Origin of the sequence: Blastomonas sp. (assembly GCF_041747255.1) — a bacterium.
GTDB lineage: Bacteria > Pseudomonadota > Alphaproteobacteria > Sphingomonadales > Sphingomonadaceae > Blastomonas.
The window spans coordinates 1-10,413 of sequence record NZ_JBGTFM010000189.1 but is presented as its reverse complement, the minus strand read 5'-3'; the positions used below and the strand labels follow the sequence as shown (position 1 = coordinate 10,413).

Sequence of the window (10,413 nt, the reverse complement as noted above, 5' to 3'; positions counted from 1 at the left end):
GTCGTGAACGAGCTTGAGGGCACGTATAACGACGTCGCGTTCAACGGCCTGCTGCTGATCTCGACCGTCCTTGATTTTGGCGCGCAGGCCGAGGTGCCGGGCAATGAAATGCCTTATGTGCTGATGCTGCCCAGCATGGCGGTGACCGCGCTCTATCACGGCAAGACCAGCCCTCCGGCGAGTGGCGGCGGCCCTGCCGAACTCGCGACCGAGGCCAAGGCGTTTGCAATCAACGAATATCTGCCTGCGCTGATGAAGGGCACCACGCTGCAAGGCGCAGAGCGCGACGCCATCCGCGCCAAGCTTGCCCGCTATTCGGGCCTGTCCGAAACCTATCTGGAAAGCGCCGACCTGCGCGTCACTCCAGGCCGGTTCTACAAGGAGCTGCTGCGCGATCGCGGCCTGACCATCGGGCGACTGGATGCGCGCTATACCGGCAAGGATTTCGACAGCGCGGGCGAGACGCCCGACAACGACCCCAGCTTCTACGGCATCGATGCAAGCTACACCGCCGCGCTCAACACCTATGTGCGGCAGGAGCTGAAGTTCAGCCCCGAGCGGCAATATGTTACCATCGGCGGCGTGCGCGAGTGGGACTGGGACCTGCCGGGCGACAGCGAGAACCGCTATTACAAGAATGTCGCGCCCTATATCGGCCGCGCGCTGCGCGAAAACAGCGGCCTCAAGGTGCTGGTGGCGCAGGGGTGGTATGATTTTGCGACGCCGTTCTTTGGCGCAGAACATTCGCTCACCCGCACCGGCATGCTCACCGACCGGATCGAATACACATATTATGATGCGGGCCACATGATGTATGTGAACGAGACCGACCTCACCAAATTGTCGCGCGACATCCGCGCCTTCATCCGCAGGCGGTGAGCGGTCGGGCGGACTTGGGCCAATGCGCTTGAAGGCAACAATTTTCGGGAATTCGCGCGACTTATAGTGGCAGCATTCAGGCTCCACTGCCGGGACTAGGAACGTCCGAGAATGGGTGGATTTGCGAATGTCAGGTTTTGCCACCGGTCTTGGAGCACAGAATTACTTCGCCCCGATTTAGGTCAAGCGCAAATCCTACTTGCGCTACAAACTCTACATATGTAGATTGATGAAATGCCAAGACGCCCCAACATCTCCAGACAGACACGAACCGCCTTGCTGGCGCTGCTCGAACGGCCGCAGGATTGGCGTTACGGGTATGAATTGATGGAATTGACCGGCATCGCATCGGGGACGCTTTATCCCATGCTGATTCGGCTGTGTGATCAGGGCAACCTTGAAACCCGATGGGTTCCTTCGCCGCACGAGAGCAGGCCGCCGCGCCATGCCTATCGCCTGACGCCATCAGGCATGGCGCTCGCTCGCACTATTGAGCCCGACGATGTGCACACTGCAAACCACGGGAAGGGATTTGCACTATGACCCCGAAGCGGAACTCTCTTGCACGCGCATGTGTCGTGCTGGCCTTCAAGATCGCGCCACCGGTCCGCCGGTCATGGTTTGCTGCAATGGCGGCTGAATTCGATCACATCCCCGAGGCTGCGCGCTGGCGTTTCGTGGCAGGCTGTCTCTTCGCGGCCGTCACTGAACGCGTGATTTCCCCTGCCTTTCTTCACGCGGTTCCTCGCAGCGTCTTAGTCGGAGGAGCCATGGTCTGGGCAGCGCTGAACATTCGCTTTGCGGGGCGCATGTCCGTCACTGACACATTCGTGCTGGAAGTTTTTGGATATGGCACGGCCCTGTTGTTTGTAGTCGGCGCGATCGCCACGGCCCGGTTCGGATATCGTGCCACAATCAACCTGGCTGCGCCTTTAATCGCCGTGCTGACAATGGCGGCGGCGATGATCTGGCTCGGTAGCGCCTCAACACCAATGTCGAACCTGTATCTTGCGCTGATCGTGGAGGATCTTGTGATTCTCATATTCGCACTGGCGCTTGCAGGTTCCGCTGCGCGTCTCGCACCCTTTCGGCAGGGGTTGAACTGATGCGCGTGCAAACCTTGGCAGTCGCATTGGCGATTATCGGCGTGCTGCTTGGGGGCGTCCACATCGCCCTGACCCCGCTGGCCTATGCCGACTGGACAATCGACGCGCTGTGGTTCGTTGGCACCGGCTTGGCGATTGTGCTGGCAGCCGCTGCAAACTTCGTCAGATTCCAATCGTCAGGCGTGAGCAGCCGGTTGATTTTGGCTACGATGAATCTCGCTATGGGTTGCTACTTCGCCGCTGCATGGCTGGTCCTGCCAGGACCGCAGGTCGTTATCGGAGGAGTTCTGTTCTTCGCGCTGACCATTTGCTCATTGGCCAATCCGCGGATCAAGGCCGTGACGAACTAGGGGCAGTCTGGATCGCAAATGTCTATGGCGGATCCGGGGTCGATTTCGGAAACTCCGCTTTCGGCAAAATCATGTCTAAAGTCGCCGGCAGGTTGCGGCGCAAGGACTACTCGGCACCACTCGACATTCTGTTACCTCACCTCCATCGACTTTGAACGAGAAGCTGAGCCAACATAAAAAGACGATCTCGAGGCCCGCCACTCCAGTGGCGTAAGGCGTGAGGTTTTAGTCATTCAATTCGCCTCCTAATCCGGCTAGTCTAAATCGGGTGCTGGGGCGGAAAGAGGTCTGTGGCGATTGTGCAAACCTGGATGATGGCGTTGTCGCTAGCTGGTCAGAACATTGCCGTGGCATCACCGCGCGATGCCGCTAGCCCCACCGTGCCGCAAGTGATCACTGTGTGCGAGGCAGTTAGGCCGGTATCTAACGCTGTGGTGGCCGAAATAGCACCTTTGGCCAATCGAGCGCGCGCGTTGATGCGCGGCGGTGAGGCAGGCGCGGACGACGCGTTAAGGCTCTTGATCGGTCGGGTGGTCGGCCCGACAGGCGATCCCGCACAAACGCTGGGTGGAAACACACGTCAACTCGCCGAATATTGCCTTGTCGCAGGCGAAGCCATGCGCCGGGCACGATCGGGCAGCCAATCGCGTGCGCGAGACTTTTTACACACCGCCTTGGTGCTTGCCGATAGCGCCGACGATGCGCCGTTAGCGGCGCGTGCTGCCTGGGAAGCGGCGCTGGCGCTGGCAGGCGGCGCTCCACCCAGCCAGTCAGGCCTTCGGCGCGGTAGCGCAGCGCCAACACGGTCCGGTACTGCTCGCTCGGTCGCCGGATGCGATGCGGCAGGCGCGAGCGACAAAGCCTCACGCGGCCAACTGAAAGCGGCGTTTGCCTGTGCTCTCAATCGTTCAGAGTTGGCGCAGGATGCGCGGCTCACCGCTTTGTCAGCATTGCGGCTGGCGCGGCTTGAATACGCCAACAATTCGGTTGGTACGGCTCGAATCGCACAGGGGTTGGCAGCGGCCGTAAGAGTTGCAGACGGGTCGGAGCGTGCGGCTCTGCAGCGGGCGTTCCTGCTGCTCGCGTGCGATGTCGGCCTATGCGCCGACCCCATCGCTGCGAACGGTGCACGCGCTTTTGCCAAAACGCTTGGCGGGAGTGATGCCGCGTCGCTCGCAGCAATCACAGGGCGCATTGCCCTGGCCAATGGCGAGGTCAGCGCGGCGCGAGCGTCGCTTCGCCGGGCGGTGTTTCTGGAAAGCCAGAACCCCCTGCCGCAGCATCTGCCGCAATACTTGCTGTATCTTGCCGATGCCGAGCCGGAGCAGGCGAGCGAACACGTGCTTGCCGCCTATCGCGCGCTGGAGCGGGTGCGCACGGTGCTCATTCCGGTCGATCCGGTGACTGAGGAAAGCCGGTTTGATCTGATGGTACGCCCGGTGTTTGAACGTGCGATCAGTGCGACGTTGCACGGCGCAGGTGACGAGGCTGCACCCATAGAGCAGGCCCAGCGGATCGCCGAAGCCTATCGATCTGCCGAGTTACAGAACAGCCTGGGCGCCGAATGTGTGCCGCTGCGCAATCCGGTAACGCCTGCCGATCTGCGGCCGGACGAGATACTGTTGTACCCGCTGCTGCTTGAGGACCGGGTCGAATTGATTTACGCAACCGGTGGCGCGGGTTCAGATGGCGGCGAGCGGCGCTATCGCCGGATTTCGCCCGATCGCAGCATCAACCGCGAACAGGTCGCCACGCTGGCCCAGCGCATGACCGCATCGCTGAGCGGCGAGAGCGACGATTGGGAAGCGGCAGCGCGCGCGCTATACGCTGTGCTGATTGCCCCGATTGCCAGTCAGCTCCAGCCAGGGGGCACTTTGGTGATCGTACCCGATGGCCCGCTGCGCAAGATCAGCTTTGCCGCGCTGATGGATACAGACGGGCGCTTCCTGATGGAGCAGGTGCAACTCGCCGTCGTCCCCGCGCTCAGCTTTGCTGCTCCCGGCACGCGCGATGCCGATCCCACGATCATTGCCGCTTCGCTCGAGAAGGAGATGGACCTTTCCGTCGGGCGGTTCTCGCGGCTGAAGGGGACCGCTGATGAGGCGGCGGTGCAGCTCAACACCGCAACCGCCGCCACCATCGGCCATCTGAACATATGCAAGCTAGCATCCCTCCCGTACTTCCAAGCGACGAATCGGCTTGACTTGGCGTGTTGATTGAACAATCAATCAAGTCCCAGGAGATTGCAATGCCAGAATCCGATCCGTTCGCTATCGCCGATGCTGCGCTGCTGGCAAAGACCGGAAAGTCGCTTTCCGACTGGATCGAAATGGCACGGCTCTGTCCTGAGACGAGTCACATGAAAGTCGTTGGCTGGCTCAAGAGCGAACACGGCCTCGGGCACGGCCATGCCAATACCGTAGTCCACGCGCTCAACGCATCCGCGGCGGTTTCGCAGGACGATGTTACTCTGGTCGCGGCGATGTTTGCGGGCCCCAAGGCGGAATTGCTGCCAGTTCACGAAGCCATTCTCACCGCGCTGCGTTCTCTGGGTGACGACATCAAGCTTGCCCCGAAGAAGGGCTATGTCAGCTTTCGACGCTCGAAGCAGTTCGCGCTTGGACAGCCTTCGACCAAGGATCGCTACGATCTTGGTCTTGTCCTCAAGGGTGAACCGCCTGAAGGCAGGCTTGAAGCCGCCGGCAGCTGGAACGGAATGGTCTCGCACCGCGTCAGGCTTAACTCACCTGCGGATGTCGATGCCGAACTTCACGCGTGGCTGCGCGTGGCCTACGAAAGGGCCTGATACATGAACGCCGACACCCGCAATCGCATTTTGATGACGGCGATGGAACTGTTCTGGGAGAAGGGTTACAACTCAACCTCGGTTTCCGACATTCTTAGCCGCAGTCAGGTCCATTCGGGCAGCCTCTACCATTTCTTTCCCGGCAAGCAGGATGTGCTGATTGGTGTTCTCGAATTCTACCGCGACGGGATCGAGGAAAATCTGCTCAACCCGGCATGGGAAGGCGTAGACGATCCGATTGAGCGGATCTTTGCGCTGCTCGCTGGCTACCGGATGCAGTTACTGCTGACCGATTGCACCTATGGCTGCCCGATCGGCAATCTTGCGCTAGAGATTCACGAGCCTGACCCCAAGGTCCGTGAACTGCTTGCGGTGAATTTTTCCAATTGGGCGCGCGCGATCGAAGGTTGCCTTGAGGCGGCGGGCAATCGCCTTGCCGCAGACATTGACCGCCGCGCGCTGGCGGAATTCGTCCTCACGGTAATGGAAGGCGCAGTGATGCAATCGCGAACCTATCGCGATCTTGGTCATTTCGACCGGAACATTTCGGTGCTGCGAAGCCATTTCGACATGCTTGTCCGTGCAGGCAAGCAAACCAGAGCGCATTGATAATCAGGGGGAAGAGACAATGGAATTCAACTGGATCGCCCTCATTGCAGCAGGCCTATCGGCCTTCCTGGTCGGAGGCTTGTGGTATGCGCCGCCGCTGTTCGGAAAGGCATGGCAGGCGGCAGCCGGATTGAGCGATGAGCAACTCGCGGCAGGTAGTCCGGGCAAGACCTTTGGCTTGGCCGCAGTCCTCTCCATCATTGCCGCTACCGTATTCTCCATGTTCATCGGCCCCAAACCGGACCTCGCCTTTGCGATCGGCGCTGGTGCCTCGGCAGGACTGTGCTGGGTCGGCGCCACGCTCGGCATTCTTTACCTGTTCGAACGCCGCTCGCTCAAGCTGTGGGCGATCAACACCGGCTATGCCACAGTACAATTCACGTTGTACGGCGCGGTTTTGAGCCTGCTTGGCTAAGATGAAGCGGCTGATCGCATCGCTCCTGCTGATGGTCGCCTATCCTGCGGCCAGTCAGGACCAAACGGCGCCGCCGCCATCAGCGGGCCTCGAGCAGCTTCGCCACGTTGTCGGCAGCTGGCGGGTAGAAACTCGCTTCCGCCAGCAGGACGGGAGCGAGACGGAGCCCTTTGTCGGCAGCTATCAATTCGAATGGGTGATCGAGGATGCCGTGCTGCGCGGCGTAAGCGAGACACCCGAACTCGGCCAGCGTTCGGTGATCCTGTTCTACCTGCGCCCGGCGCGCAACGAGATCGAGATGGTCAGCGTTGGTGCTGACGGGAAGCTGTGGGTCATGACGGGCAGAGACGGTCTCGAAACCCGAGAGACCCCCGATTTGCCTACCACAGATGGTGGGACAATGCGGCTGCGCTTTACCCGCTTCAACGTCACACCGGAACGGTTTGAATCGCGGATGGAATGGTCAGTGGACCAGGGCGCGAGCTGGAGCCCCGGCAATCATCAGGTCTTCGTACGATGCAGCAGCGATGTCGCTTGCTGAGGAACAAGGTGCATGCCTGCCGTTCGGTTGGCAGGATCAGGGAAATTGAACCGCCATATTTGCTGTCCGCCGCGCAGCAGCAGCTTGTGCGCAGACAGTCGGCAAGTCCAAAAGAAGGTACGGTTCATTGGAACTGGGGGGCGCTCCCATGCGGGTGGCAGTACATCACGCGAAAATCGCCACAGGCCAGATCAATGAGACTCGACAAGTATTCCTCCACGAGCGGCTAGTTCTCTAGCTTCCAGGCGTGGTGCGTAGCAGTGCGACAGGATCGACTCCGAGTTCCGCCGCCAGCTTTTCGATCACATCGATTGTCGCAGCATACTGGCAGCGTTCAAGGCTGCTGACATAGGTCCGGTCGATCTGCGCGCGATGGGCTAGTTCTTCCTGTGATAGGCCGACCGCTTTTCGATAGCGGCGCAAATTGGTAGCAAAGGTCTCGCGCAGGGTCATGCTGGCGAGTGAGCTGGATTGCAGAGTATTTAACCACGGAGTATACTCTGAATGATAGCTGGTTGCCGTTGACCTGACGAAAAGCTTTGAAATTCAGCGGCAATTCTGGCGCGCCGAGTTGTCCTCAAGTGGAATACCGCTGTGCGCAATTTGGGGTAAGCGGCGCGGTAAAGTCTGGCGAAGGATTTCGTGCTAAGAGCACAGCCGACAATATGTGAGTCGAAGCCAAGGGATCATGACCGACAGCCCAACCTTCCACGACCACCCGCCGCAGTCGGACCACGTCACCACTTATGACGAAGAGCATTTCGTCACCTATCTGCGCTTGCTCGATGCCGCCGCAGAAGGGGCGGATTGGCGCGAAGTTGCGCGGCTCGTTTTCGCTATCGATCCGGCCCAGGACCCTGACCGTGCGCAGGCGATACACGAAGCCCATCTCGCGCGTGCCCGCTGGATGGCGCGCAGCGGCTACAGGCAATTGATCGACAAAGATTAGGGTCCGGACCCATAAACAGGATTGAACGAACCCGCTGACGCGGGAGAGCGGAGCGTATTGGCCGGAATGGCCTCCTGATGAGATGGTTTGGTTGCTGGACCAACCTTCAACCAGGAGACTATCCCATGACTGACGCCACGGCGGCGGTAAGCCCGCTGCGTCGTCGTATGATCGACGACATGAGCCTACGCAACTTATCGCCTGCCACGCAGCGATCATACGTTCACGCGGTTAAGCGGTTTAGCCGCCATTTTGGTCGTTCCCCTGATCGATTGGGGCTGGAAGATGTCCGCGCCTTTCAAGTCTATCTGGTGTCGCAGGGCATTTCATGGGCTGCGCTCAACCAGACAGTCTGCGCCCTTCGTTTCTTCTACGGCGTGACGTTAGATCGGGCAGAGATCCCGGAGCGCATCGCTTATGCGCGCACGCCGCGTAAACTGCCGGCGATCTTGAGTGCCGATGAGGTGGTTCGCTTCCTCGAAGCAGTGTCATCGCTAAAGGCGCGCGCCGCACTGACTACGGCTTATGCCGCAGGCCTTCGCGCCTCGGAGACGGTGGGCCTCAGGGTCGCGGATATCGACAGCGACCGGATGTTGATCCAGGTCGACCATGGCAAAGGCGCTAAGGACCGCACTGTCATGCTGTCGCCGCAGTTACTGGGCGTTCTTCGGACCTACTGGCGGTTGGCCCGCCCTGAGGGCTGGCTGTTTCCTGGCCGAGGCGACAAGCCGGTCGATGTCCAGGTCCTGCACGCGGCTTGCCGGTCAGCTACCAAGGCAGCCGGCCTGACCAAGCGAGTCAGCGTACACACACTGCGCCACAGCTTTGCGACCCATTTGCTTGAGGGCGGCACGGATATCCGGATTATCCAGGTCTTGCTGGGGCACAACAACCTGTCGACAACGGCGCGCTACACTCATGTGGCAACGAGCACCATCGCCAAGACGCAGAGTCCGTTCGATCGTTTGGCCATTGAGGTGGTGCCGCCGGTCTGAGCGGGAACGGTGCGTCCCGATCTGGAGGTGGCTGATATTTTCCGCCGCCATGGTCATGCCTATCGCCATGCCAACGACGGCCACATTGGCCGCGTCGAGCGGCGCGTCCTGTCGGCGATCGAGCTCTGCCGAACCGCTGCGCTTGGTGGTCATGTCGAGTCCTGCGAGGACTGCGCGCACGCCCGCGTCGCATACAACTCTTGCCGCAACCGGCATTGCCCAAAGTGCCAAGGCGCTACGCGGGAGCGATGGCTTGCTGACCGCCAAGCTGATCTGCTGCCCGTGCCCTATTTCCACGTCGTATTCACGGTACCGAGCGAAGTCGCCGAGATCGCGTTCCACAACAAGGCGGTGGTTTATGCGATCCTGTTCGACGCCGTCGCTGCAACGCTCAAGATTATCGCGGCCGACCCCAGACACCTTGGTGGCGAGATCGGGTTCCTGGCCATTCTTCACACTTGGGGTCAGGCCCTAACTCATCATCCGCACATTCATTGCCTTGTCCCCGGCGGCGCACTTTCTTCGGACGGACGGTGGCTCAGCTGCCGACCGAACTTCTTTCTGCCTATCCATGTGCTCTCACGCCTGTTCCGGCGACTATTCCTTGAACGACTTCAAGCGGCATATGCGGCGGGGCGACTGCGCTTCTCGGGCAAACTGGTCGGATTTGATCACGCAGATGCCTTCGCCACGGAGATCGGCAAACTCCGGCGCAAGAACTGGATCGTCTATGCCAAGCCGCCTTTCGGATCGCCCGAACATGTCCTTGCCTATCTCGGTCGCTACACACACCGGGTCGCCATCGCCAACAGTCGTCTGGTCAGCGCTGACGAGACCAGCGTGACCTTCCGCTGGCGCGATTACCGTCATGGCAACGCGCCCAGGCTGATGTCGCTCGATCCGCACGAGTTCATTCGCCGGTTCCTCATCCACAGCCTCCCAGACGGTTTTCATCGTATTCGCCACTATGGTTTCCTCGCCAACGGCTGCCGCCGAACACGGCTCGCCACCATCCGCCATATCTTGAGGTCGATGAGGCCGACTGCGACAGCCGAGGACGAGGTCGACGATACCGCCACGAGCCTGCCGCGCTTTGATCCAACCCAGTGCCCGTGCTGTGGCGGCATTTTGCGCGTCACCGCCACGCTGCCGCGATGGCGCACCGGGCTTTCGCAACCCTGGCCGGATACATCATGACCACAAGAGGTCGGTCCAGCATCCAACCTAGCAGCGTTGCGGCAGCGGTCCCGACGAACGCAACGATCTCGTATGTTCGGGGTATTCCAAATCCGCTCATCGAACAGCATTACCACCGAGCAGCTTGCGCAAATTGCTGGTTGGCACGTCGGTCACCTCGACCTGTGCCGCCAATATGGCATCGCCCTCGCCAGCATGGTAGAATTGGATCATCCTAGTCTGGCCGCCGGCCACCAGCGGTGCGGCACTAATCCCATAGGTCGCGAGCGCCTCAGCGGGTTCGCTCAATCCGGCTTCAATGAGGTCGCGCACTGCATCAGGACGCCCGCGTTCCGCCGCGCGACCTCACAGAACCCTCCAGATTCCCAGCAGCGTCGGGATGTGATTCACGTGTCTCCAGTGAGGAGGCATGGCAGATGGCGGATTTTTTCTGGTTTTCGGATGAGCAATGGGCGCGGATTGAACCGCTCCTGCCGCAGGATACGCGCGGGATGCCGAGGGTCGATGATCGGCGGGTGCTCTCCGGCATTGTCCATGCGCTTAAGAGCGGCGGTCGTTGGGGCGAT

The 10,413-nt window shown here is 60.6% G+C and carries 14 protein-coding genes and 1 pseudogene; 13 read left to right on the top strand and 2 right to left on the bottom strand.

Translation table 11 applies throughout. The features are described from left to right. The 9 genes and pseudogenes from ACEW8G_RS06810 to ACEW8G_RS06770 form a co-directional block, all read left to right on the top strand. Positions 1 to 879: pseudogene (locus ACEW8G_RS06810) on the top strand (peptidase S10); the annotation flags it as partial. Between the two features lie 276 nt (positions 880 to 1,155). After that, positions 1,156 to 1,422: a PadR family transcriptional regulator gene (locus tag ACEW8G_RS06805; RefSeq protein WP_373487681.1), complete on the top strand. Its 267-nt coding sequence runs from the start codon at positions 1,156 to 1,158 to the stop codon at positions 1,420 to 1,422. Next, positions 1,419 to 1,985, top strand: a complete 567-nt coding sequence (locus ACEW8G_RS06800; protein ID WP_373487680.1) for a hypothetical protein — start codon at positions 1,419 to 1,421, stop codon at positions 1,983 to 1,985. The genes ACEW8G_RS06805 and ACEW8G_RS06800 overlap by 4 nt, the downstream gene beginning before the upstream one ends. Then, a complete protein-coding gene (locus ACEW8G_RS06795) occupies positions 1,985 to 2,335 on the top strand; it encodes a hypothetical protein (protein ID WP_373487679.1) in 351 nt (116 codons plus the stop codon). Before ACEW8G_RS06800 ends, ACEW8G_RS06795 begins: the two co-directional genes overlap by 1 nt. Before the next feature lie 347 nt (positions 2,336 to 2,682). Next, positions 2,683 to 4,551 (top strand): CHAT domain-containing protein, encoded by a 1,869-nt coding sequence (locus ACEW8G_RS06790; protein ID WP_373487678.1) that lies wholly within the window; start codon positions 2,683 to 2,685, stop codon positions 4,549 to 4,551. Further along, positions 4,545 to 5,141, top strand: coding sequence for a DUF4287 domain-containing protein (locus tag ACEW8G_RS06785; RefSeq protein ID WP_373487677.1), 597 nt, complete (start codon positions 4,545 to 4,547; stop codon positions 5,139 to 5,141). Before ACEW8G_RS06790 ends, ACEW8G_RS06785 begins: the two co-directional genes overlap by 7 nt. A gap of 3 nt (positions 5,142 to 5,144) precedes the next feature. Next, complete coding sequence (locus ACEW8G_RS06780; protein ID WP_373487676.1) at positions 5,145 to 5,750, top strand: TetR/AcrR family transcriptional regulator; 606 nt, start codon at positions 5,145 to 5,147, stop codon at positions 5,748 to 5,750. A gap of 19 nt (positions 5,751 to 5,769) precedes the next feature. Further along, complete coding sequence (locus ACEW8G_RS06775) at positions 5,770 to 6,165, top strand: DUF1761 domain-containing protein (RefSeq protein WP_373487675.1); 396 nt, start codon at positions 5,770 to 5,772, stop codon at positions 6,163 to 6,165. Position 6,166: 1 nt separating this feature from the next. Then, the gene (locus ACEW8G_RS06770; protein WP_373487674.1) at positions 6,167 to 6,706 is read left to right on the top strand and encodes a hypothetical protein; all 540 of its coding nucleotides are present in this window, start codon (positions 6,167 to 6,169) and stop codon (positions 6,704 to 6,706) included. A 234-nt stretch (positions 6,707 to 6,940) separates the two neighbouring features. Here the strand turns inward: ACEW8G_RS06770 and ACEW8G_RS06765 are convergent, their stop codons facing one another. After that, complete coding sequence (locus tag ACEW8G_RS06765) at positions 6,941 to 7,159, bottom strand: helix-turn-helix domain-containing protein (protein WP_373487673.1); 219 nt, start codon at positions 7,157 to 7,159, stop codon at positions 6,941 to 6,943. A 235-nt stretch (positions 7,160 to 7,394) separates the two neighbouring features. Between ACEW8G_RS06765 and ACEW8G_RS06760 the strand changes: the two genes are divergently transcribed. The 3 genes from ACEW8G_RS06760 to ACEW8G_RS06750 all read left to right on the top strand — a co-directional run bounded on the left by ACEW8G_RS06760 (position 7,395) and on the right by ACEW8G_RS06750 (position 9,847). After that, the gene (locus ACEW8G_RS06760) at positions 7,395 to 7,655 is read left to right on the top strand and encodes a DNA -binding domain-containing protein (RefSeq protein WP_373487672.1); all 261 of its coding nucleotides are present in this window, start codon (positions 7,395 to 7,397) and stop codon (positions 7,653 to 7,655) included. A 125-nt stretch (positions 7,656 to 7,780) separates the two neighbouring features. Then, positions 7,781 to 8,650, top strand: coding sequence for a tyrosine-type recombinase/integrase (locus ACEW8G_RS06755; RefSeq protein WP_373487671.1), 870 nt, complete (start codon positions 7,781 to 7,783; stop codon positions 8,648 to 8,650). Positions 8,651 to 8,659: 9 nt separating this feature from the next. Beyond that, positions 8,660 to 9,847, top strand: a complete 1,188-nt coding sequence (locus ACEW8G_RS06750; protein ID WP_373487670.1) for an IS91 family transposase — start codon at positions 8,660 to 8,662, stop codon at positions 9,845 to 9,847. A 96-nt stretch (positions 9,848 to 9,943) separates the two neighbouring features. On the opposite strand, the gene ACEW8G_RS06745 is transcribed toward ACEW8G_RS06750, so the two are convergent. Further along, positions 9,944 to 10,159, bottom strand: coding sequence for a hypothetical protein (locus tag ACEW8G_RS06745; RefSeq protein ID WP_373487669.1), 216 nt, complete (start codon positions 10,157 to 10,159; stop codon positions 9,944 to 9,946). A 104-nt stretch (positions 10,160 to 10,263) separates the two neighbouring features. Between ACEW8G_RS06745 and ACEW8G_RS06740 the strand changes: the two genes are divergently transcribed. Next, on the top strand, positions 10,264 to 10,413 hold a 150-nt coding region (locus ACEW8G_RS06740), incomplete at its 3' end, for a transposase (protein ID WP_373487682.1).